Genomic DNA, 22,905 nt, shown 5'->3' on the forward strand with positions numbered 1-22,905 from the left:
GATCAGCATCCCTTCTTCCTCAAGTTCGGTCCGTAAAGCGTTTGGGTGCAGCGCATTACGTGCTGTGGTCCATCGCGCTCACAGTCGCGGTGGCGGTCGGGTCGGTGACGTCTGCAGGGCAGGCATCAGCTGCGCCTGCTCCGTCGAGCTCGTGCGGGGGGACGTTCAATCTGTTCGTCCCCGGAACGTGGGAGACCAGCGAGAATGCCGACCCGGCGGTGCCGGTCGGGATGCTGGCCCCGATCGCGAATGCCATCTCCGGCCGCAACTCGAATGCTCAGGTCTACACGCTCCCCTACATGGCCCGGGCGTTCGACAACGGTCACACCTACGGTGACTCGAAGACCGATGGAACCGGCCGTGCCACAGACGTTCTCAAGGGAATCGCGGCGTCCTGCCCGAACACCTACTACACCTTGACCGGGTACTCCCAGGGCGCGGACATCGTCGGAGATCTCGCCTCACAGATCGGTAACGGCGGTGGCCCTGTCCCTGCCGAAAAGGTGCTCGCTGTAGGCCTGCTCGCCGATCCGGGTTCCGGCACCACCGGTGAGGCCACCGTCGGCCCCCGCGCCTCCGGAAACGGAATCGCCGACCCTCGCCCTGCCGGAATGGGCGCGTTGTCCGGTCGGGTGGCCTCGATCTGCGACCCCGCCGACATGTACTGCTCGATCAAGAAGGGCACCAACCCCGTGTTGGGGACTCTGGGCAGCGTCCTGTCCAAGACCACCACCGGTACATCAGCCGAGGGCGCAACGGGCACGGCCGGGACGTCTGTGCCCAGCTCGGCCGGCCCGGATGCCGGACGGTTGGCTGCGGCGCTGACCTCCGATTTCTCCAAGGCCGATTTGCCTGCCCTGGGCACCCAGGTCAATTCCCTGCGCGATCAGTTGTCCACGGGCACGGTCGATCCCGCCTCGGTCGCTCAGGCTGCGACCTCGGTGGCCAACACCGTCTCTCCGTTGGCGGAACTGATCTCGAGTGGGGCTGCGAACTCTGCGGCCACCAGCACTCTCGCCGCCGCTCCGGCCGGCAGCGCTCAGCGCAATGCCGCGACGGTTCTCGACGGTGCCGCCCGCAGTGATCTGTCCGGTGCCGCCGCGACCGCGACGTCTATCGCCTCGTCTGCATCGAAACTGGCGTCGACGAGTGCTGCGGGTGGCAGCGCTGCCACACAGGCGGACGGGCTCTTGGACGCAGCTGTGAAGTTGACCGGTCAGATCGCGCCGTTGACCGGAACCAACACCGATGCACTCTCGTCGGCACTTCCGGTGCTCTCGACTCTCAAACCGTCTGTGGTGCTCGATCAGGCCCTCAACGTCGCGACGGGGGTGACCTCGTTGAACGTTCCCGCGATCCTCGACGGACTCTCCAAGCTCCCGGCACGGGTCGCGGCGCTCGATGCCCGCGGCGCACACCAGATCGCCGGCGACCTGAACAACCAGTTCGCACCGTTGGTGAAGATGGCGTCCGGTGTCGATCTGTCCTGGGTTTCCCAGGTCCTGTCCGTCATTCCGGATCCGTCCGGGTACACCCAGATCGCGGCGATGGTGGTCAACATCTTGTCCAAGGTCGATGTGATCAAGCTGGCCAACATCGTCGGGGGAATTCAAGAGGTCGCATGGAAGGCAGTGGAGAAGCTGCTCCCCCCGCCTGGCGGTGTCCCGGACCTTGCCGGCGCAGCCGCGGCGATGACCGGACTGGTCCCCCTCGGCCTCGATCTCGCCTCGGTCGCGGTGGGGATGCTGACCGGCAAGGTTTCCAAGACCTCCCCTCAGCTGTTGGGGCAGCAGTCGAACCCGGCGGTCACCTCGATCACCGACAGCGCGGAGAAGCTGGACCTGGCGGGTCTGACCGGCTCGCTGACGCAGATGGCTGCTTCGCCCGGGGCCGATGATCTGGCCACCCTGGTCAGTGACGGCCTGACCGCTGCGACGTTCTTCGCCTCGGGTGCCCATCAGTCCTACGGATCGATGGTCGTCGACAACGCGGGCCGCAACGCCATCGATTGGCTTTCGGACTGGCTGAACTTGCAGATCGAGCGGGTGTCCGCATGAGCACCCAAAGCCCCCGCGCACACAAACCGGCCTCTCGCTGGATCTGGTGCCCCAATTGCGGTCACCGGGGTTACCACACGCGATCCGACGCCAAGGCGGTCCGCAAACACCACCGCGGCAAAGGGTTGACCATCTTCACCTGCCCGCACCGCACCGAGGACGAAACCGACCTCTTTCACCTCGGGCACCAACCCGTAGCCCTCGGCCGCGGACGCGTCGACCGTCGACGTATTACCGCCGACAAACGCACCGCCCACACCCATCGCACTATCGGCACCCAGCCGACCCCATCAGCCGTATCGGACGCCCAGGAGCGTGAGCTGTGACCGAACACCAGAGCACCCCGACCCTGACCCCAACACCGACGCCGGCCGACGCCGCTGCATGGTTGGGCACCGTCGACGACATCACCGCCCTGATCGCAGCAGTCGGTCCGTATCCGGTCGTGCTCGATCGACACCAGCGCCGATGGACGATCGTCGAAATTGCCGGCGACCACGGCGACAGAGAGCTGCGGGCTCGCCCGCTGGCCACTCCGAACCAATTGATCCCACCGACAGGAACCCCAGCAGCCGCGGCGCTACTCGCGACCTGTGGCCCCCTGCTGCCGACAACAGCGCTCTCGGACCCCACCGTTGCTGCGGTGCTGCACTCCGACATCGACCACGTCGACGAGCGCACCAGCGACCTGTTGTGGGGCCGTCTGCCCGCACGTGAATGGGTCGAGGCACTCGCCTCCGGATGGGTCGACAGCCTCGTTCCGGACAACCCGGCCGCGCGCTGGCAGTGGTACGCCCAGATCCTCGACTCACCCCGCTGGGGCATGTCCACCATCGCAACCGGCCATCGCGAGCTGTGCCTCGAGGTCGCCGAACTGTGCCGAACGATGTCGGCCCTACCCACCCGGTCAACCCACACAGACTCCGACAACCGATACGCACAGCTGCAGCAACAATGGCAGGCCGTCGATGCAGCGGTCATGTCGGCAATCGGCGATCACGACCCCACCCCTGTAAGCAGGGACAGTAGCGGCGCTGCCTGCGACCGAGGCGTGTTCGAGGCACTCGACACCATCATCGAGATCACCACCGATGCCCTCGAGTGGCTCCGCGGCCGACCGGCCGTCGGCATGGAAGCCTGCGTAACCGCGTTCGACGCGCTCCTGCACGCCCACTCCCCTGCTCAGGGCCGGGCACTGCTCATCGCGCTCCTCGCCCACACCCTCACCGATTACCCCGCGGACTTTTCCCTCGTCGACGTTCGCAGCACCGTCCCGGCCGGCACGCACGCGATCCACGAGAGGGCCGCATCATGAGCGCACCCAGCCTCGGTCGCCGCAGCGTGCTCGGCCTCGTTGCTGTAGCAACTGCGGCGGTCGTAGTGCAGCAATGGTCGCCGTGGACAACCTCGCATTCATCGACAACAGCGATCGGCCCAGTCGCTGCCTCGTCCACACCAGCTCCACGCGAGGCCCCTCGGGCAGATGCGGTCTCGGACAGGTCACCGGGAGACACTTCGATCGAAGACGTGATCGCCGGGTTGCGCGTGGTCGATGCGCTGCCCGATGTCGACGGGTACGACCGCGGCTGCGGCACGGAGAAGAAGACCGGTAGGCGCGAAGCTTGCGTGTTCGGTCCGGCCTGGACCGACGACAGCGCAGCCCCGTCCTCGCACAACGGCTGCGACACCCGCAACGACGTCCTGGGCGCACAGCTGACCGACGTGACGTTCAAACCCGGTACTCGGGACTGCAAAGTCGTCTCCGGAACGCTCGCGGACCCGTACACCGGAGCGGTCATCGACTTCACGTCGGGCCGGGATACCTCGGCCGCGGTGCAGATCGATCACGTCTTTCCGTTGTCGAGAGCGTGGAACGCCGGTGCTGCAAGTTGGCCGATCGATCGCAGAACCGCATTCGCCAACGACACGGCATTGAACCTGCTCGCCGTCGACGGGCCCGCGAACAACGCCAAGTCCGATTCTGGGCTCGATACCTGGCTACCTCCGAACGCCGCGTTCGGATGCGACTACGCCACCCGCTATCTGACCGTCGCCGATACCTACGAGCTCGCGGTCACCACCGGCGACGTCGAGGCCGCACGCACCGTCTGCGGATCGACTCCGCAGGGTCCGTCGACGGCAGCAGGCCAGGTCGGATGAGCGGGATGTGGGCGGTAGCGCTGCTGGGTGCCGCGGGCCTTGTCGGTGGGTTCATCGCTGTGTTCGGCGGCGTCGACACACCCACCACCAGCTGCGCTGATCGGCGTTTGGAGGCAGTTCCCGCTGCTCACGGTGCGCCTCCCCCAGCAGTGGGGGTTCTCGAGCTTGGATGTCGAGTGCATATGTCTACCCACCAGAGAGGACGGCCCGCGCCAGTGCCCAATGTGACCTGAACGAGAGCGACCCCAGCAATCACATAACTGCACAGCGCGAACCACCCCCAAGAACGACAAAACCCCCACCGTGACTGGAGGGGGTGTCGGAATCGAAGAAAACCCTGGCCGGGGTTTTCGACATTTTCAGTTGTCTTGGGCTGGAAGACGAAGTTAGCGCTTCGACCACCGGTTCGTGCTCTCCCCCGAAAGGGACTTACCAATGCCTGGTACGTCTCAGGGTAGCGCATACCCTGAAAACGACTCAATAGGTGAAAATTTTATCGGCGTGTCGTCCTCGACTGACACCGACGAAAGATTCACCGATGCCGAACCACCTGACACGAGGTCGGCACCTTCCCTTGCTCCCGGCGAGTGGGAAGCAGCTGTTGCAGCCGCGCTCGCCGCTGTCAGCGCCGAAGAAGCAGGCGCGGATTCCGCCGTCTACGACGGTGTCACCGAGCTGGTCGACGCACAGCTGCCTGGCGGACGTGTGTACACGCTGCCGCTGCCGGACGGTGCCGCAGCGCGCGTGCCGACTTGGCGTAGCCGTACCTGCTGGCTGTCCGTATGCCAGGCGGCAACCGAGTGCGAGCGCGGTAAAGCGGCGCTTCGCCGCCATCGCATCGCTGCAGCCACTTTTCTCCGCGGCTGCGCGGCACACGCCGAATTCGCAGAATCGTCGACCGGTCGGCGAGTAGCGGTCGCCCTCAAGACCCTCATCGATCGGTCAGGGCTGTCGATCGACCAACTCAAACGATGCCGACGTGTGCTCAAGACGCTCGAACTTGGAGTCGAACACGTACGCGGAAAGAAGCTCAATCGGAGCGAACGCGCCGCGGCCGAGCAGATCTATCGATCGGTACATGGGACGACCCCGCCCCGTCTGCAACGCGGCGCAGCCAGTGTGTGGGGACTGTCCACACCGCGCTGGGCACTGACCTTGTTGCCCTCACAGCCCGTCCGGAAGCGGACTCGCCCCACTCGTACCCGCCGGCGCAATCATCAGGGCATTCGTATGCGTAAGGCCTCCGTACGTCCGTCGACGTCGACGGTGTGCATCCCGCCACCGCCACACCCGCAGACTCACACGCCACGCGCGTACCCGGCGGAGTCGACCGCGGCCTTGGCAACAATGGCCGAGGAGGGAGCGTCGGTCACCAGCTGCGCACCCCAATCTTCTGGTGGTTCTTTTTCTTCTGGTCTTTCCGTTAGGAAAGATCACCAAGCGCGTGCGCGCGCGGGCGAGAAGCAAAAATCCAAGACCGGCACACGCAGTCTGAACTTGCAACGAGCTGCTGCAGAGCTGATTCGGCGTATCCCCGCACTCGCCAACGTCGTCGGTGACCACCGACCGACCAGCTCGGGAGCACGGTTGCATGCCGGAGCGGTCTGCGATCTTCTCGTCGACGCCGGAATCGATACCGAGCGCTGGAGCGGAATCGACATCGCATCCACCCTGACCCACGACGGCATCAGCAGGGGCTGGACCTGGCCCAGCGTCGCCGAGATGACCTCTCCCCTCCGACTGGTGGCTTACCGCCTGTCGTTGATCGACTGGTCCCGGCCCTCCCCCACCGAGATCGCCACACGCGATCGCCGTTACCCCGGTGAAACCGCCGTGACGGCGGCATACCGGATGATTTCGAGCCGCCGCACGGCCGTGCACCACGCCACAGCGCAAACGCCAGAAGCCACACCGGCGTCGGTAGAACACCGCCGGCGAATGCGAGCAGAGTTCGCGGCGATGCGAGAGGTAGCCAGACGTTCGAGGATCGACGAACGGACAAGGAGGGGACGTGTCGTTTAGCCTGATCAGACCGCAATTACGGTCGTTCGATAGCCTCCTGAGCGGTGGCGTGTTGCCAGACGGCACCGGCCAATCCCGCGTTACTGCGTTATGTGCAATCCCGTGCCGCCGCGAGACGATCGCAGCAGCCGTCGGGGATGGCGTATCCACACATGGGCACTACTCCACACATGGGCACTACGCGCACGTTTGCAAGCAAGCCCGCAAGCAACAGTTCATGCACGCGTGCGCGCAGTGTTACATGCATTGTTGCTTGCAAGCAGGCGCGAACAATCGGCTCGAGCTGTCAGGCCGCGCGCTGCATGCTGAGATGCATGCTCACCAGCAAGTTGGCCTTCACGTGAACAAGCAAAGTAGTAAGCAAACATGCGAGCCAATTGGTCAACACGCGAGCCAAAAAGAGAACATGCACGCATGCTTGCAAGCAACAATGCATGCGAAGAAGCACGCAAACTTGCTTGCCAACATGAAGGGGAGCACGTAAGCTGACGCGCATGACAACACGCACGCGAACGCGCGTTCTTGCGATTGCACTACAGAAGGGCGGGGTCGGCAAGACGACCACCGCCATCAATCTGTCGGTCGAACTCAGTAATCTCGGCCTCAAAGTCCTGTTGATCGACCTCGACCAGCAGTCCAACGCAACAGAGGGCCTCGGAATCACCCTTGGGGATGATGACGCCACCATGTACGAAGTCCTGCACGAGGATCGCTCAGAGCGGGTCCCTTTGGCCGAGGTGATCAAGGCCAGTGCCTACGGTCCGGACGTTGCACCCGCTGCGCTGGCCCTACGCAAACTCGAGCGCACGGGGTTGGGTGCAGGTGGGCAAGCTCGACTTTCCCGCGAGATCGACGGATTGGAAGGGCTGTACGACATCGTCGTCGTCGACTGCCCGCCATCCCTCGGGGAACTGACCACCGCTGCGATCGCGGCCGCGGACAGTGTTTTGGCAACCGTTGCACCCGGGCCCGATGAATTGGCGGCGTTGGTCGGCTTGGAGAACACCGTTCTCGATGTCCGAGAAGGCCTCAATCCCGACGTCAAACTGAACTTTGTCCTCGTCACGAACTTCGACAGCCGCACTCAGCTGGCGAAGGACGTGAAGAACAACATCAAGCGGGACTGGCCGGACGAGTACCTGGGGGAGATCTCGCAGACCATCCGCGTCGGTGAAGCGAAGGCGAAGCAGGTGCCCATCTCGGTCCATGCCCCGAGTAGCACCGCTGCATCCGATTACAAGAGAACAGCTCAGCAGATTGTCGAAAGGATGAAGGTCAATGCCTAGTACTCCCGGGATCGGAACGACAGCAACGCGAGGCACCCGAGCGCAACGCCGCGAGGAAGCCGCCAGAGTGGTCCCAGAGCCCGCACCCGCTGCTGCGCAACAGGAACCGTCGAACCCGGCACCACCGGAGCCCGTTGCGCAACAACGAGTTGCATCGCCGCAGGCTCCGCAACGCCCTGTTGCAGCCGACGTCGAACAGTCGTCCCCGTCCGCGCAACCGAACTCGATGGCCGCTACAACGCTTGGGCTCGAACCACGGAAGGGGCCCGCCAAGGAAATCCTCAACACACGCGTGTTGGCCAGCACATCGAAGCGGCTGGAGTACTTCACCTCGAAGAACGGCTTCGCAGTGACCGATGTCGTGAACGTAGCGTTGACCGAATTCTTCAACAAGGCCGGCGTGCCCGAACCCGACGCCAACGGAAACATCGAGGGCTGACGTTCGAGCCCCAGATTTGCCACCCCAGATGAGCGAAGCCCCACCGGACTCGACCCGGCAGGGCTCCACCGACCGGGCCCCGTGGAAGGAAACCCCGATCATGACCGACTTTAGCCGCAAGGCCGCACGCCTTCAGTTCGTCGCATTGCTGACAGTGCTCGCTGTTGCGCTCATCGTTGCAACAGGCATCACCACCGGCGCATTCGTTCTCAGTTTCTCGGTGTTGCGCGATCTTGCGCGCCAAGGCCTGCTGCCCGAGGATCTGGCATGGATCTTTCCCGCCATGATCGACGGCGCAATCTTCCTCTCGACCGTTGCCGTCGTCGTCCTGAACAAGCTCGATATTGCGGCCCGGGACAAGCGGTTCTACATTGCGCTGGCAATGGTGGTGATCTGCATCAGCGTGTACGGCAACGCCTATCACGCCTATCACGCGGCCTCTGCAGCGCAACGCAACGTTGCCTCCGGCACGGATCTGGGTTTCACCCCACTCTCGCCTGTCGGCGCATCGCTCATTGCGGTCATTCCGCCGTTCCTGGTCCTCGCCCTGACCCACGGCGTGGGGATCCTGATCAAGGCAATCGGAGCAGCGCACACCCAGTATCAGAACGCGACCCGCAACGACGCAGGCCAGCAGCCATATCCTGACCATGACGCCCCGGATGTCGACATCGCGCCGATCGAGCCCGCCGCAGGACTGTTCCCCGCTTCGGAGCCTGTTGCACACCCGCAGCTCGATGACGCTGCGTCAGCCGGCGGTATCGACGGGCTCACCGTCCCGGCCGCATCCAGTGTTGCGTCGCCTCTGACCGTTCCCGACGACCGAGCGCGCGCAACCAACGACCGAGCGCGCGCAACCAACGACATTGCGCCGCTGAGCAATGTCGATGCCGGCGGCGACATCGAGCCGCGCAACGATGCCAGTGGGCTTCCGAGCGCCTTGCAGTTCGTCGAACACTCCGATCAGTTCGACGACGACGGTGTCCGCGCAACCGCGCGGTTGCGGCTGACCGAACCGAACCTGACCTGGGCTGAGATTGCAGCGCGCACAGACGTACGCGCAGCAAGTACGGCGTTGCGTCGATGGACACGGGCGAAGGAAACGATGGCGACGGCCGGTTTCATCATTGACGAGGACAACCCTCTCGCGGTGCAGGAGCAGCTGCCGGTACGCGAGTTGGTGACACAGTGACCGACGAGATCGAAGGCCAGTTCGAGCTGTTTCCCCTCGGCACAGAACCGACGCACGGCACCGGCGAAGCGCTCGACTCGCAGGAACCGACGGGACAGGAGTCGCTGGGAGAGAACAGTATCGACGCGTCGTCGGCACCGACTGCCGCAGCTAACACCGATAGTGCCGCGGCAGTACGCGACGACGAGATCGCCGGTGATTTGTCGACCGCCGAGGCACGCGACGACGTCGACGAGACGCAGGAGCGGCCGTGGGAACAGCTCCCTGTCGCCACCGATGCTGACGGCCACGCCATCATCGTCACCGCAGCCGGCACCTACAGCCCCTCCGGCGAGCGGCTGACCGGTCCGGTGGAATCGGTTGACAACCTCGTGAAATTGATCGCCTGGGCGGCACTCACGCCACATGGATTGACCGCGCAGATCTGGTTTGTCGGCCTCGACTCCTGCGCACAGGTCGGATGGACCATCGACCCCGGCAACGAGGATGACGTCGACGACCTCGAGCAGCTGCGCGTGCGTGCCGCAGAAGACCTCACGAACGCGATCGCCGCGACCTTGCCGCCGCTGATAGCCGCAGGCTGGGAACTGCGCGGGGACCCCGGCTTCGTCACCCATCTCACCCGCCGAGTCGGCAACGCGACACAGATGGTGGATGTCCTCCTCGAGCCCTACGTCTGGACGTACTGGAACAAAGACTTCGGCTGGGGAAACCGGGTCGGAGACATGGGAATCCTCGGCAGCCCGACCGCCGGTACCTACCTGCCCGACGACGATCAGGCTGCCGCAAGGGAACTCGGGCGACGCCTGGCATGGTCCGTCCGCCAACTCGACACCCTGCCCGGCCCGACTCCGGCCCGAACTGCCGCTGCCATCGTCGACAAGATCCGCCGCGAGCGCCTGCGCACCGGCAAAGGAATCGCCGTCACCACCGCCGGCACACTCCCGCCGATCACCGACCTGCCCCGCGGCGACCTCGAGCCCGCAGCCGGGTGGTCACGACTGCTCGATTCCGACGACCTCGACGACGTCGAATCGCTGGTGACGATCGACCAGCGCGCCGCCTACCTGGCATCGGCAGGAATGCTCTCTCTCGGCTACGGCACCCCGCGCCACCTGACCGGCGACGACGCGGTAGCCGCGGCGAGGAACACCCCGATCGCGTTCGGACTCTGGCGAGTGACCTTGCCCGCGGCAGACCAGTACTCTCTACCCGCCAAACTGCCGCTACCGCACCCGGAAATGCTGCACGATCGGCCCGTTCAGACCTGGATCACCACCGTCAGCCTCGACGGACTGTGCTCCCCGGTCGTCGACGGCGGCATGGGCCTGGACATCGACGATCTCGACATCGATCAGGCCTGGGTCTACCCCGAGCAGGGCCGCGCCCTCGACAAATGGGCGAAAGTCCTCCGAGCAGCCCGCACCACCGCGGTCGAGACCGGTGACGCTCCCATGAAACGATTCCTCGGTGCCTGCTACAAGGGCTACGTCGGACGGATGGTCAACCCCGACATGTGGACCGCCACCCGCATGCAGCACCACCACCAACCACTGTGGCGGGCAGCCATCATGGCCCACAGTCGATGGCGTGGAAGGCGGATCGCGATGCGTATCGCCACCGAGACCGGACGCTGGCCTATCCGCACCATGACCGACTCCTGGGTGTATCTGGTCGGGGAGGGGCAGAACGTCGCCGACGACGGCCCTCAGCTAGGAAAGATGACCCTGGAAAAGCAGGTGCAACTCACCGACGAGATGATCCTTGCGTTCGCGTCGGCCGAGACCACCCACGAGGTCAGACTTGCGATCGCCGCGGCATACGCCAACCACCCGACTACCGCCAACGGAGTCGACGTGGACGGGGCGTCCATCGACGAGCTCGACGAGGAGGGGGAGTAGATGGCGCTGCATCTTCCCAAACCACGGTCGACGTCGACCCCGCAGAAGAGCACGACAGGCATCGACGGAATGAAGGTGAAGATCGCGGCCGCGGCCGCGGCCGGCGTCGCTCACTCGCAGGAAACCAGCAAAGGGCTCAAAGGGCTGACCTCGAAAGTGTCCGTTGCGGATCTGCGGACCCAGATCGGCAACGAAGGCCTGCGGCAAGCTGCCATCGATGCGGGCCGAACCCCGCCCTCGAACCGCACCCTGCGCCGCTGGGCGCAACAAGGACGCATCCCGCACGCAGACGTCGCCGAGCGCGCCCAACGCCGCGGCGCAATCAACCGTCTCGGTGGCATCAATACCGTTGCCGCACAGATCGGCCGCAGCCCCTCGGCGGTCCGCAAATACCAGTCCGGCCAGACCAACGAACTGCGCAACGACGCCAAATCCAAACTGTCCTCGGCCAAAGCGAAAAACGTCATGCACACAGCTGGGATTCTCAAACCCGACGGCACCACCAAAATCGCCACCATCTCGGTCACCGGCCGCGTGCACGTGCGCAATGGCGACGAGCAAGGCTATGACTACCGCACCCGCACACTCGATTTCGGCAATTCGGATGTACCGTTCTCCGAGGAAGAATCACGCGCGATGGCCGAAGCCCTCGCCACCGACGACCAGGCCCGCGTCGTGGCCATCCTCGAGAGGCACGCCACCCTCGACTACCCCGAGAACAAGGGATTCGACGACTACAGTGACGAATTCGGATTCCACTTCGACGCCATCGACAGCATCGACGTCACCTGGCACTGAACCGATTCGTTGAAACGGCAATGAGTCCGTTGCATCTACGGACGGTGCAGGCCGCGTCAGGTAGCTTTCGGAAGCGTTGCAGGACAGAGTCATAATGCAATGAACATGAAGACCGCGCGAGCTGATCGCACAAAGACGAAAGATGGTGGGGACATGGTCGGGAACAGGTCCACAACGATAAAAATCGTATCGGTGATCGCGGCGGCGACGGTAGCGCTCGTGGGGTGTGGTGACGATTCTGCTGCTGACACCACTGGGGTGGCCGCTACCTCCTCTATCACCCCTGAGACCTCGACAGCGGCCAGTTCTTCGACGAACTCGGTATCGACATCCTCGGCATCACCAGCAGAGCAGCCCGGCGTCACGACCGCCATCGCGGGAGGTGTCACGCAGCGAGTGGACAGTGCCGACTTCGCGGCAACGATCACCCTCGGCAGTCCAGTCGCGCGAAAGGTATCCCAGGATCCGTACTCTCGTTACCTCACCGTCCCTTTCGAGATGACAGTTGAATCGGGAGCCCTTACGGCACCGTCACAAGCGTGGGCATTGCGCACTCTGAGCGGCCAGATCATCAGGGGCATACCGGAAGCGGCGTCCACCATCGGCACCTCGATAGGCAAGGAACCCATCAAAGGATCGGCAGCTGGTGTACTCCCCTTCGGTGGCAGCTTCGATTCCCAGTTGTTGTCGGACGACGACGTCGTCATCGTCGCCGTAGAGCTGCGAGCATGGGAGCCAGGGACCGTGGCAGAGCCCACTGACGTCATCGGCACCTGGACCCTGCCCGAGCCGGTGAAGGTGGGCGATCTCGTGGCCGGCGAATAGCTGGCCCTTCCGTCTCGTCGATACCAGACAACGCCCTCAGCGGGGGAGATGGAGTCGAGCTGCTCCGGTCCGTTAGATCAGGGCTCGTAGAAACGACTCTGAGCTGCACAAATGACACGTCCCTCTCGCTGCGGAGCTCGCACCTTCACCGCAGACGACCTCGACGGGAACCACCTACCGCGCTGACCGAATCTGACCAGCGTATTCGACGTCGAACGCATGTTCGACTATTCTTCGGTAGTCCCACCCGTGCGGCGAAAGGTCGATCCTCATGGCCACCGTCGACACGATCGGGGACCTCACCGGCCTCGGCAAGGCCGAACAGCTCGCCGCGCTGCGGCGCAGCATGGCCGCAATTCCCGGACGCCGTGACCACGCCCCCACTGAGCCCGTCGACGCATCCCTGTTCGCCCCATCTGAGCCAGCGGCCCCGCTCGTCGACGAACGAACCCTCAGTGGCCCCGTGCGCTCACGGACCCTGCGCACCATCCCGACACCCCTGCCACTGTCAGAACTGCTTCCAAGCGGTGCGCTGGCCCGCGGAACGGCCGTCTCGATCTCCGGTGCCGGATCGATCCTCGTCGGTCTCGTCGCTACCGCCAGTGCGGCCGGCCACCACGTCGCGTTGATCGGGCAGCCGAAGTTCGGACTACTCGCAGTCCACGAGCAGGGCGGCGACCTGTCGAAAATTCACCTGATCGATCCCGGCCAAGCAGACCCTCTCGATGCTGCGAGCATCTGTATCGAGGGCCTCGATCTGGTCGTGACAACCGTGCACGGACGCGACGTGCCGCCGACCCGTGCGCGTGCCCTGCTGGCCCGAAACCGAACGCACGCTGGAATTCTCGCGATCACGAACGGGCACATGCCGGGGCTCGACTTGACCATATCGTCTCGGCCGATCGCGTACGGCGGAATCGAGCACGGTAGGGGCCGTATCCGGTCGATCACCCTCGAGACCACCGTCCACGGGCGCGGTATCGCCGAGCGCACCGGCCGCTACACCCTCACCGCACCCGGATTCGGCGAGCAGGGTCCGCGGTGGACCTCGGCCGGCGTCGACGCGGCAGTCCTGCGCCGGCCACATGGTCTGGCGGTCGCGCAGTGAGCCCCGATATGTACGAGAACTGGCCCGTCACTTTCGATCCGCCCACACGCCTCGTTGTCGATCCCCCTCAGAGAGTCTTGGTCAGCGTCGCGCTCACCGTGGCTGGCTCGTCCGGAGGATCCTTCCGTGACGGGGTGCCGCTCAAAGTCCGGTCCGAAGGTCTCGCGATGGACGTCAAGGCCCCTGGGCTTCTTCACGCGTGGGCGAAAACTGGACGGGGACAGTGGATTTGCTGCCTCAGCTTCCAGATACCGATCGGAAACGGCAGAGGGTTCCTGAAGTTGGATCGGCAGTGGTGTCCCGCCGAGGCCGCTCAGCCTGTGTCCTAGGGAAGGCATCGGCGGTGCCCGACCGTGCGTGGATCGTTGCACCTGGCGCGTATTCGAGGGCGCTGAATGGCATTGGGGCGGATGAGGTTCGAATCGGCGGGTTTCCGCCGAGACACCGGGGTCGGTGCGTCCGAGTGTTGGCTTTGAACCTGAATACCGCACGGTTTATTTCGTGGATCGGCCCCTTTGAAGGTAATGATGGATTAAATAAAACCCTTAGTAAGTCTAGCCTCGATCTTGCATGAGGCCGATGTGTCGGCCTGAGCGGTTCGAGATTGCGGTTTTCGAGCTCGATGGTGACTTCGGGCGTGGTGACTCTGCCGATATCGTTCGGCTGGGCGCTCGGTTCCACTGTCCGAGACGGGTCTTTCGGGTCGATCGGTCGGTGGGTTGGGGTCAGGCGGGCGCGGGTAGCGCCGCCAACCGGGTCAGTGCGGTGATGATCAGGTCGGACCAAGTCGCATCTTTGGATAGTCGCAGGTGGGTGCGACGGGCGTGGTTGGCGATGCGGCCGGCGATCGAGAAGATTCGCAGACGTAGCCGTTTCGGTTCCCACCTGCGGGCGTCGTGGTCGGTGAAACCGAGCATCTGAGTCCACGCGGTGAGTTCGAGGGCGAGAGCGACGATGGCAAGCCAGATTCGGTTCTGGTCGAACCCGTGCAGCGGAAGATTGCTCAGCCCAGTATCTTTCGCGATACGGATCCGGTCCTCGCAGCGGGCACGGCGGCGGTGCCGTAGTTCGAGGTCTTGAACTTTGCCTCGTACGGTGTTCGTGGCGAATGCAGTGAGCCGCAGTCCGTCGGTGTCGGTGAAGCGCAGTTGCGCACCGGGGTGCGGGCGTTCCTTCCTGATCACCACACGCATCCCCGGTGGCCAGGTCGACAGGTCGAGGACGCCGGTGGCGTCGATGACCCATGCCCCGTCGCGGACCTGTTCTTCGGCGTCGACTGCGACCGACCAGGCGTCATCGGGGACCTCGCTCAGCGCCGTGACCATGGCGTCGGTGAGTCCGAACCCGATCGAGTAGGAAACCCGTTGCTTGTGCAGCCAGGACAGGTACGCGTGGCTGGCTCCGGCTCCATCGGTGCGGACCAGCACTTTCTTGCCGGGCCGGCTGCCGTTGGTGAACGTTAGTTGCGCGAGCGCGGCGCGGGTGACGTCGATGTGGTCGGCGGCGGTGTTCGAGCCGGCGTTGCCGGCGCGCAGCAGCGCGGCGACGGGCTCGCCGGTGCCGGACTGTCCGTGGTCGACGAAGGCGAGTAGTGGGTGAAAGCCGTACCCTCGCTTGTATGTCGGTGCTGCGAGCTCTTTGTCGGAGTGTGCGGTGACGAGGGTCGCATCGAGGTCGATGACGATCGGATTGTCCGCGGTGATGTCGTGATCGGGTGCATGCTTGCCGGCATGTTTCCATGCCGATGCGCGTGCTGTCGCGCGGGCGGTGTCGATCGCGGTCAGCACTGCGGGTGCATCGGCGGCCAACGTGGCGATCAGTCTGGAGACGGTCGCATCGGACGGCACTTCCCCGAACACGCCGGTGTGCTCGCGCAGGGTCGCGATGTCGGCGAGGCAGTCGCCACCGAGCGCTAACGACACTGCGAGGTCGGTGATGATCTTGCCGGGATCGAACTGCGCCAACGGTTTCCGCCACGGCATCAATGCCGCGGACAGTTCGGAGCTCAGGCCTGTGACCTCAGCTGTTCGGAGCAGTGTCACCGCGCCGGCGTGCGACACGATTCCGGTTCCGGTGGCATCGACGGACAAGGTCGGGTACGACGACGTAGACTTGCTCACCTGAAGGGTGCTCCTCGATCACGTGAATATTCAACCTTAGACAAGTCGAATTATCGCAGGTCGGAGCACCCTTCTTCAGTTTTGACACGGGACGAAGACAGATCACCATGAAAGCGCCAGGCTAGCGGGTTGGTCACGGAGACGGTAACGTCCGGTCTTGTTACAGCGCGCCAAATGGTCGGGCATTTGGCAACTCAAGCTCGTCGGGGCAGGTCCTTAGAACCAGGGGATAGTTATGCGCAGAAGTCGAACAAAGCTCGGAATACCAACGCTGATGACATTGGTCGTCGGCCTTCTCTTCACAAGCTCAGGGGTGGCAGCTGCTCAGCCTGTCGAGCCGCCAGATGGCAAGCTTGTGTTGGAGTGGGGCACAAACGAATCCGGCGACCCAACTCTGCGGTGGGGCGTGTCCGGGTCGTGCTACGGGAACTTCCTCGACCCCCAACAGGTAAATGGAATCATGGAATGGGGAGCGGAATCGCATTGCCAGGGAACGGGCTGGACGCCCCATCATCTGGAATTGGTACTTCAGCAGAAAGAAGTAATTGATTGGGGATTCGATCAATTCCACCCCGTCGGTTGGGCGGAAAGCGGAGCGTATCAATTCGGTGACCCCAATATTGGGTTGTACGAGCACTGGCGGCTGTGCGATGGATTCGAGGACACCGATTATCGGATAGCGGGAACTTTGACTGCCGGGCCGCACGAAGATTTCGCCCTGTCCGACGAATTCACCGTCAACTGCCTGTACGACGACGATCTGTAGTCGTCCCTGCAGGCCACAGCTTCGACAACCCACCACAACCACAACACCTGGAGTGAGAGATGAAGAACACGAAGAAGCTCGGCGTCAAAGGCGCTGTCTGTGCGCTGGCGGTAGGGGTTTCCCTGGCTGCCTTTCCCGCTACCGCGTCGGCTGAGGAGCAGATCGGATGGACCGGCCCGACGCCGGCCAACAACGGTGTCATCTACCTGCACAACTCGTCGATCAACAACAACGACGGGGGCCTGCACGCCAAGACCCGCATGTGGACCTCGTTCGGCAACACGGTGGAACCGTTCTTCATGGGCGTGCGATCGCGACTGTTCAAGAGCGGCGTGATGTGCGAAGTAGTCAACTACGTCTACAACCCTGCTCGCGCGTCCTCGGTCGAAGCGCAGACGAACACCAACTGCGGTACCGGCTCGTACAACAGCCACGGTTTCGTCAAGGCATTCGACGGATCGGTGTTCAACGAGTACGTGACCTTCCCGTCGAACCCGATCAACTTCACCGCTCCAGCGGCACCGGCTGCACGAACAGCAGCGATCACCGAGAGTGAGCAGCAAGAAGACACCGATGCCGCATTCACCGTCAACGGCGAGTCTTACGGCTTGGCGAGCCAAGAAGAAGGCGTGGCAGACCCCGATAACGTTGCCGTGTTCGCAGACTCGGGTGCATTCGGCTACGTGGACACGGTCGGCATCAATTCGGCCGAGGCCGGGACCACATTGCCCGTCTACGACCGAGACGGCGTCACCGAAATCGGCGGATTCACGATCAAGTGAGCCACCCGACCCTGGGAACGGTGACCGCGGCCAGCCTGCCCAGCTCGCTGGCCGGAGTGACCGCGTGGATAACACCGGTCTCGATAACACCGTCCGGACTCGTATTCATGGTCGTCGCGGAACTGGCCGATCGAGGCGTTCGCTACAAGGTCGACGCCACGATCACGGTCGGTGATGGCGAACCGGTACGGATCGGGGGAGCGACGTCGTCGGACTCCCGGCGCTCGATGACTCAGTTCTGGTACCCGCTTCCACCGGATCACTCCCTCGACGACCACGAGGTGACGATCAACGTCTACGAGGACGAGGGCAACGGCCCGACGAATCCCTCGCTCGTGCAAGCCTTCGCACTCGGGGGGTAGGTCAACGGAACACAGCGAGGTACGCACCCCAATTCCACCGGGGTGCGTACCTCGCTGCGTCCGGGTCCGACACCTGAACTGGATGGAAGCGTACGGCCGGGTGGAGGTCGCGCCCCCCCTGCTGAGGGAGGTCGAAGTGAGCAAGGCCAGGTGTAAATTCGAGACGGTGAATGCACCGACGTGGCAACAACTCACAGCGCGCAATACTGCGGCGACCGACCTCGACCTGTCAGGCTCGCTGCACGTCGTCGGTGACACCGACACAGGCTTCGTCGACGATCACTTCGAGTTCCGCCACGGCCGCGGTGACCGCTGGTGGGTCGAACGCAACGGCGAGATCGTCTACGCATCGTCGAGCACCACCGGCACGGTGCCCGTTGCCCGCATCGATGGACAGATGGTCCACCAGCGCACCACCAGTCTGATCCGCCTCGGCGCGCTGTTCACTCCGCGAGATCTCTTCGGCCCGCGATCACTCCTGACGCGGCGCGGACCAGCTCAGCACGTCAGTAAGGGCCCGACGGTGATCGACCACGCTGGCCACCCGGCATGGTCGATCGAGCTGACGTCGTCCACTGGGCTCACTACGTCGATGGTCATCGACGATGGAACCGGCCTCATCGCGAGCCTGAGCAGCCGCGACCACGGCCAGTCGCTTCACCTCGAGAAACTGACCGAACACGCCGAACTTCCCGACGATCGATTCGTTTGGGACGGCGACACCATCGAATCGAATGATCTGAGGAGCTTCCGGCTCTCCTGGTAGCTCACCGCCGAGTAGTCCTGGCAGCGCCGTGGGGGTCTCCGATTTGCATGCAGTGATGCATGCAAATGTGCGCGTATTTGTGCATGCATGCCTTGACTGACGGATGTAGTCGATCCGTGCGCAGATCATCTATCGGACGGGCAGCATGGACGACCATCGAGTCATCGCACACGCGACCTGCACTGCGCTACTGTTTGGCAGGTCTGTGATGCTCGATGATGTTGCGCGCTAGGGCTTTACGTGTTCGAGTACCATGTCATCATGGCTACGAACACGCTTGTCGACCCGGCTCGTGTCGTCACCGCCGGTGGCTGTGACCTCGGAAACTATCGCCTCGGCCTGGTCCGCTACGAGTCTGAGAAGTGGGGGCGGATCATCACGGCCTTGGATGCGGGGCGGACGATTCTCGTTGCACCGGTCGACGGCTCGGACGCGTTCGATTTGTCGGTGACCAGCGATTCCGAGTTCGACGTCTATCCGGTTGTCTCTGAGGGTGTTTGAGTCGTTCAGTTCAGGCTGAGCCAGCCGATGACGGCTGGATCGCCGGCAAGGGCCGATCTGGATCGAGGGTGGCCGCAAACTGTTGCGAAGGCCTCGCGCAGTTCGAGAACAATCGTGGTGTCGTCGGCCGCGGTGCGTTGGACTTCTGGGTGTGTGTCGACCATGGTGCTCAGTGTGCCTCGGTTGAGGCCTTAGCCTCGATCTTGCATGAGGCCGATGTGTCGGCCTGAGCGGTTCGAGATTGCGGTTTTCGAGCTCGATGGTGACTTCGGGCGTGGTGACTCTGCCGATATCGTTCGGCTGGGCGCTCGGTTCCACTGTCCGAGACGGGTCTTTCGGGTCGATCGGTCGGTGGGTTGGGGTCAGGCGGGCGCGGGTAGCGCCGCCAACCGGGTCAGTGCGGTGATGATCAGGTCGGACCAAGTCGCATCTTTGGATAGTCGCAGGTGGGTGCGACGGGCGTGGTTGGCGATGCGGCCGGCGATCGAGAAGATTCGCAGACGTAGCCGTTTCGGTTCCCACCTGCGGGCGTCGTGGTCGGTGAAACCGAGCATCTGAGTCCACGCGGTGAGTTCGAGGGCGAGAGCGACGATGGCAAGCCAGATTCGGTTCTGGTCGAACCCGTGCAGCGGAAGATTGCTCAGCCCAGTATCTTTCGCGATACGGATCCGGTCCTCGCAGCGGGCACGGCGGCGGTGCCGTAGTTCGAGGTCTTGAACTTTGCCTCGTACGGTGTTCGTGGCGAATGCAGTGAGCCGCAGTCCGTCGGTGTCGGTGAAGCGCAGTTGCGCACCGGGGTGCGGGCGTTCCTTCCTGATCACCACACGCATCCCCGGTGGCCAGGTCGACAGGTCGAGGACGCCGGTGGCGTCGATGACCCATGCCCCGTCGCGGACCTGTTCTTCGGCGTCGACTGCGACCGACCAGGCGTCATCGGGGACCTCGCTCAGCGCCGTGACCATGGCGTCGGTGAGTCCGAACCCGATCGAGTAGGAAACCCGTTGCTTGTGCAGCCAGGACAGGTACGCGTGGCTGGCTCCGGCTCCATCGGTGCGGACCAGCACTTTCTTGCCGGGCCGGCTGCCGTTGGTGAACGTTAGTTGCGCGAGCGCGGCGCGGGTGACGTCGATGTGGTCGGCGGCGGTGTTCGAGCCGGCGTTGCCGGCGCGCAGCAGCGCGGCGACGGGCTCGCCGGTGCCGGACTGTCCGTGGTCGACGAAGGCGAGTAGTGGGTGAAAGCCGTACCCTCGCTTGTATGTCGGTGCTGCGAGCTCTTTGTCGGAGTGTGCGGTGACGAGGGTCGCATCGAGGTCGATGACGATCGGATTGTCCGCGGTGATGTCGTGATCGGGTGCATGCTTGCCGGCATGTTTCCATGCCGATGCGCGTGCTGTCGCGCGGGCGGTGTCGATCGCGGTCAGCACTGCGGGTGCATCGGCGGCCAACGTGGCGATCAGTCTGGAGACGGTCGCATCGGACGGCACTTCCCCGAACACGCCGGTGTGCTCGCGCAGGGTCGCGATGTCGGCGAGGCAGTCGCCACCGAGCGCTAACGACACTGCGAGGTCGGTGATGATCTTGCCGGGATCGAACTGCGCCAACGGTTTCCGCCACGGCATCAATGCCGCGGACAGTTCGGAGCTCAGGCCTGTGACCTCAGCTGTTCGGAGCAGTGTCACCGCGCCGGCGTGCGACACGATTCCGGTTCCGGTGGCATCGACGGACAAGGTCGGGTACGACGACGTAGACTTGCTCACCTGAAGGGTGCTCCTCGATCACGTGAATATTCAACCTTAGACAAGTCGAATTATCGCAGGTCGGAGCACCCTTCTTCAGTTTTGACACGGGACGAAGACAGATCACCATGAAAGCGCCAGGTTAGGCGACTGCTGTCCGCCCCGCACGACGCCGATGTGAATGGTGTCGGGACGCGAAGTAGTGGAAGTCGTAAAGACCCCCTCAGACCTGGGACGGTGCGACTTCTCCGCTGGTCAAAATTCAGCGACTGACCGACGGTCAGCTCCGCGCGGCACTATCGTCCGAGGATGATCTACATGGATTCGTCATCGTGCGCAGCGTTCGCTGGTGCGATCCCTTTCCTTCTCGTCACGGGTGTTCTCGACCAGGCGTGGGTGGAGAAGAACCGGTTGTACGGAAACAAAAGATCCAGGGGCGCTTACAAGGCCCTGATCGGTGCCGCGATGTTCGGCCTATGGGCTGCATTGTGGGGAACGTTGATCGGCGGGTTTCACGGGTACTTCGCTGCGTTGGTCATAATACCTGCGGGCATAACGACAGGAGCATTGATGATGATCCTGTCGGCGCATGTCGAGCCTGAAGCGGATGCGTAACGCGGGGTACACCTAAGGCCCGGTCAGGTGCAGTGCCGCTCACTTAACTGGGCGATGCACGTTCGACCAGGATCGGTTTACGGCGATCTAGGTGAATTACTCTTCGGGTCTGTCTGTCGACCGACTCGTGCACAACTACTGTCACAGTGTCGGCGTGAACGTCTTCAATGCGAAGCGCGGTGTGCCTGGATGTCACGGGACCGCCACCTGACGCGGGGAATCCGGTGACCTCGAACGAGTCGCCCTTACGGATGTTCTCCGGGTCAATGACAATCGTTGAGGGTGTGCTTGTCGGGGGTGTTCGCGGTATGTCTGCGCCGCACGTCTTGCAGACCCGATCGCCAGTGGCCGATCCAAGGAAGTACTCCTTGGACGTTTCGGGGTGTGCGCAGGGCGGATTACCCTTCGCAATCCAATCCTTCTGTAGCTTTGCTGCTTCTTCTGATTGCATGCGCCACACACTATGTGGCTACGGCGCAGGGCGTTCACGTAAACGCGGACACAGCACGACGAAAAGTCCTGGTGGGGGCTATCCGATATCCAAGTACCGGGCTGGTGACGATGTCCCCGACATCAGTGCTTTCGCGTTGGACCGAATACATGCGTTGATACGCCCATGCTTAGGCGCAACCTTGCGAGTATCGGGCCCCGGGTGAACCATCACCGCGCCGAGATGCGTTGCCAGTTCATCGCGGTCAGGGTTCTGTGTGGGAGACCTGGTTGCGGGCGTTCTTCCGCCGGCGGGGAACGTCGATGGGATATGCCTCGAGCAGGGCGCGTTGATCGGCTCCGAGCGCTTCGATGCAGCGGGTGAGCGGGTCCGGCTCATCGGCCGCCCCGGCGAGCGACGGATCGCTCGCAGTTGTTTGGCGTTCCGCTGATAGGACGTTCTGAAAAACGTCGTTTGCGTCCATATAGAGGGCGCTGGTCATGTCCGACAGCAGCACTGTGTGCCTCAGGGCGCGGAGCTTCTGAACGGAGAGCACTGCGGGCTCGTACCAGGGTGCAATCTGATCGAACTGCTCGCGGCTCGACCCACGTGTCCGGAGTCGGTCTTGAAACGGCACGTGGAAGGTGTAGCGCTGCACACTATCGGTGGCGTCGAGGAAAGCTTGCCTGAATGAGTCGAGCGCGGCGTAGTTGGCGTCGTGAGCCTTCTGCAGCGCACTGAGCTTTGCGGCGTAGCGCGTGGCGTTCCGAGCCACACCGGCCGCACTCAGCACCGCGATCGCTGCGATCGCAGCGGTGAGCACAGGGATCAGCAAAGGGAACATTCGGTCGATACTAGGTAGCTGCTGAGGTCCACCCGTGCCGCCTCGTCGCTCCGGGGTCGATCTCGTATGGCCGGGCGTGGCGCTGTGCGGCTTTGCGGCCGGTCCTGGTAGTCAGGTGCCGGGGTTGTCGTCGCGGGGCTGCTCAGGCTCCCTCTGGTCGTGATCTGTGCTGTTGCTATCGGGTTCACCGTCGTT

At 63.7% G+C, this 22,905-nt stretch carries 23 protein-coding genes; 18 read left to right on the plus strand and 5 right to left on the minus strand.

The window, feature by feature from the left end:
• The first annotated feature begins 59 nt into the window (after positions 1-59).
• From AYK61_RS26880 to AYK61_RS26925, 10 genes are all read left to right on the plus strand, one after another.
• Positions 60-2,057 (plus strand): cutinase family protein, encoded by a 1,998-nt coding sequence (locus tag AYK61_RS26880; protein WP_397485861.1) that lies wholly within the window; start codon positions 60-62, stop codon positions 2,055-2,057.
• Positions 2,054-2,383, plus strand: coding sequence for a hypothetical protein (locus AYK61_RS26885; RefSeq protein WP_183130580.1), 330 nt, complete (start codon positions 2,054-2,056; stop codon positions 2,381-2,383). The genes AYK61_RS26880 and AYK61_RS26885 overlap by 4 nt, the downstream gene beginning before the upstream one ends.
• Positions 2,380-3,372, plus strand: coding sequence for a hypothetical protein (locus AYK61_RS26890; RefSeq protein ID WP_121873885.1), 993 nt, complete (start codon positions 2,380-2,382; stop codon positions 3,370-3,372). Before AYK61_RS26885 ends, AYK61_RS26890 begins: the two co-directional genes overlap by 4 nt.
• On the plus strand, positions 3,369-4,217 hold the full coding sequence (locus AYK61_RS26895; protein ID WP_121873886.1) for an HNH endonuclease family protein: 849 nt from the start codon (positions 3,369-3,371) through the stop codon (positions 4,215-4,217). Before AYK61_RS26890 ends, AYK61_RS26895 begins: the two co-directional genes overlap by 4 nt.
• 501 nt (positions 4,218-4,718) lie before the next feature.
• On the plus strand, positions 4,719-6,239 hold the full coding sequence (locus AYK61_RS26900) for a hypothetical protein (RefSeq protein ID WP_121873887.1): 1,521 nt from the start codon (positions 4,719-4,721) through the stop codon (positions 6,237-6,239).
• Positions 6,240-6,733: 494 nt separating this feature from the next.
• Positions 6,734-7,525, plus strand: coding sequence for a ParA family protein (locus AYK61_RS26905; protein ID WP_037149721.1), 792 nt, complete (start codon positions 6,734-6,736; stop codon positions 7,523-7,525).
• Positions 7,518-7,964: a hypothetical protein gene (locus AYK61_RS28145; protein ID WP_259468315.1), complete on the plus strand. Its 447-nt coding sequence runs from the start codon at positions 7,518-7,520 to the stop codon at positions 7,962-7,964. The genes AYK61_RS26905 and AYK61_RS28145 overlap by 8 nt, the downstream gene beginning before the upstream one ends.
• 100 nt (positions 7,965-8,064) lie before the next feature.
• Positions 8,065-9,156 (plus strand): DUF2637 domain-containing protein, encoded by a 1,092-nt coding sequence (locus AYK61_RS26915; protein WP_259468316.1) that lies wholly within the window; start codon positions 8,065-8,067, stop codon positions 9,154-9,156.
• Complete coding sequence (locus AYK61_RS26920) at positions 9,153-11,057, plus strand: hypothetical protein (protein WP_397485865.1); 1,905 nt, start codon at positions 9,153-9,155, stop codon at positions 11,055-11,057. The genes AYK61_RS26915 and AYK61_RS26920 overlap by 4 nt, the downstream gene beginning before the upstream one ends.
• The gene (locus AYK61_RS26925; protein WP_037149718.1) at positions 11,058-11,855 is read left to right on the plus strand and encodes a hypothetical protein; all 798 of its coding nucleotides are present in this window, start codon (positions 11,058-11,060) and stop codon (positions 11,853-11,855) included. It begins immediately after the preceding gene.
• A gap of 89 nt (positions 11,856-11,944) precedes the next feature.
• Here the strand turns inward: AYK61_RS26925 and AYK61_RS26930 are convergent, their stop codons facing one another.
• Positions 11,945-12,244, minus strand: coding sequence for a hypothetical protein (locus AYK61_RS26930; protein WP_147458436.1), 300 nt, complete (start codon positions 12,242-12,244; stop codon positions 11,945-11,947).
• Between the two features lie 109 nt (positions 12,245-12,353).
• On the opposite strand from AYK61_RS26930, the gene AYK61_RS26935 reads away from it, so the two are divergent.
• Positions 12,354-12,680, plus strand: a complete 327-nt coding sequence (locus AYK61_RS26935; RefSeq protein WP_147458437.1) for a hypothetical protein — start codon at positions 12,354-12,356, stop codon at positions 12,678-12,680.
• A 271-nt stretch (positions 12,681-12,951) separates the two neighbouring features.
• Complete coding sequence (locus AYK61_RS26940) at positions 12,952-13,788, plus strand: hypothetical protein (RefSeq protein ID WP_121873892.1); 837 nt, start codon at positions 12,952-12,954, stop codon at positions 13,786-13,788.
• 725 nt (positions 13,789-14,513) lie between these two features.
• Here the strand turns inward: AYK61_RS26940 and AYK61_RS26950 are convergent.
• Positions 14,514-15,908 (minus strand): IS1380 family transposase, encoded by a 1,395-nt coding sequence (locus tag AYK61_RS26950; protein WP_121869780.1) that lies wholly within the window; start codon positions 15,906-15,908, stop codon positions 14,514-14,516.
• A 274-nt stretch (positions 15,909-16,182) separates the two neighbouring features.
• Between AYK61_RS26950 and AYK61_RS26955 the strand changes: the two genes are divergently transcribed.
• The 5 genes from AYK61_RS26955 (at position 16,183) to AYK61_RS26975 (ending at position 19,085) form a co-directional block, all read left to right on the plus strand.
• Positions 16,183-16,674: a hypothetical protein gene (locus AYK61_RS26955; protein WP_121873894.1), complete on the plus strand. Its 492-nt coding sequence runs from the start codon at positions 16,183-16,185 to the stop codon at positions 16,672-16,674.
• A 59-nt stretch (positions 16,675-16,733) separates the two neighbouring features.
• Positions 16,734-17,456: a hypothetical protein gene (locus tag AYK61_RS26960; RefSeq protein ID WP_121873895.1), complete on the plus strand. Its 723-nt coding sequence runs from the start codon at positions 16,734-16,736 to the stop codon at positions 17,454-17,456.
• The gene (locus tag AYK61_RS26965) at positions 17,453-17,818 is read left to right on the plus strand and encodes a hypothetical protein (protein WP_121873896.1); all 366 of its coding nucleotides are present in this window, start codon (positions 17,453-17,455) and stop codon (positions 17,816-17,818) included. The genes AYK61_RS26960 and AYK61_RS26965 overlap by 4 nt, the downstream gene beginning before the upstream one ends.
• 166 nt (positions 17,819-17,984) lie before the next feature.
• The gene (locus AYK61_RS26970; RefSeq protein ID WP_147458438.1) at positions 17,985-18,584 is read left to right on the plus strand and encodes a hypothetical protein; all 600 of its coding nucleotides are present in this window, start codon (positions 17,985-17,987) and stop codon (positions 18,582-18,584) included.
• Between the two features lie 261 nt (positions 18,585-18,845).
• Positions 18,846-19,085 carry a hypothetical protein gene (locus AYK61_RS26975; protein WP_147458439.1) on the plus strand — a complete coding sequence of 80 codons (240 nt, stop codon included), beginning with the start codon at positions 18,846-18,848 and terminating at the stop codon, positions 19,083-19,085.
• A 5-nt stretch (positions 19,086-19,090) separates the two neighbouring features.
• Here the strand turns inward: AYK61_RS26975 and AYK61_RS27575 are convergent, their stop codons facing one another.
• Together AYK61_RS27575 and AYK61_RS26980 are read right to left on the minus strand one after the other, a co-directional pair.
• Complete coding sequence (locus AYK61_RS27575) at positions 19,091-19,249, minus strand: hypothetical protein (protein WP_183130582.1); 159 nt, start codon at positions 19,247-19,249, stop codon at positions 19,091-19,093.
• A 198-nt stretch (positions 19,250-19,447) separates the two neighbouring features.
• Entirely contained in the window at positions 19,448-20,842 is a 1,395-nt protein-coding gene (locus AYK61_RS26980) for an IS1380 family transposase (RefSeq protein ID WP_121869780.1), read from the minus strand.
• Between the two features lie 297 nt (positions 20,843-21,139).
• Here AYK61_RS26980 and AYK61_RS26985 point away from each other — a divergent pair, with 297 nt between their 5' ends.
• Complete coding sequence (locus AYK61_RS26985) at positions 21,140-21,436, plus strand: hypothetical protein (protein WP_147458440.1); 297 nt, start codon at positions 21,140-21,142, stop codon at positions 21,434-21,436.
• Positions 21,437-22,131: 695 nt separating this feature from the next.
• Here AYK61_RS26985 and AYK61_RS26995 read toward each other — a convergent pair.
• The gene (locus AYK61_RS26995) at positions 22,132-22,710 is read right to left on the minus strand and encodes a hypothetical protein (RefSeq protein ID WP_121873901.1); all 579 of its coding nucleotides are present in this window, start codon (positions 22,708-22,710) and stop codon (positions 22,132-22,134) included.
• Positions 22,711-22,905 lie beyond the last annotated feature (195 nt).

Origin of the sequence: Rhodococcus sp. SBT000017 (assembly GCF_003688915.1) — a bacterium.
Lineage (GTDB): Bacteria > Actinomycetota > Actinomycetes > Mycobacteriales > Mycobacteriaceae > Rhodococcoides.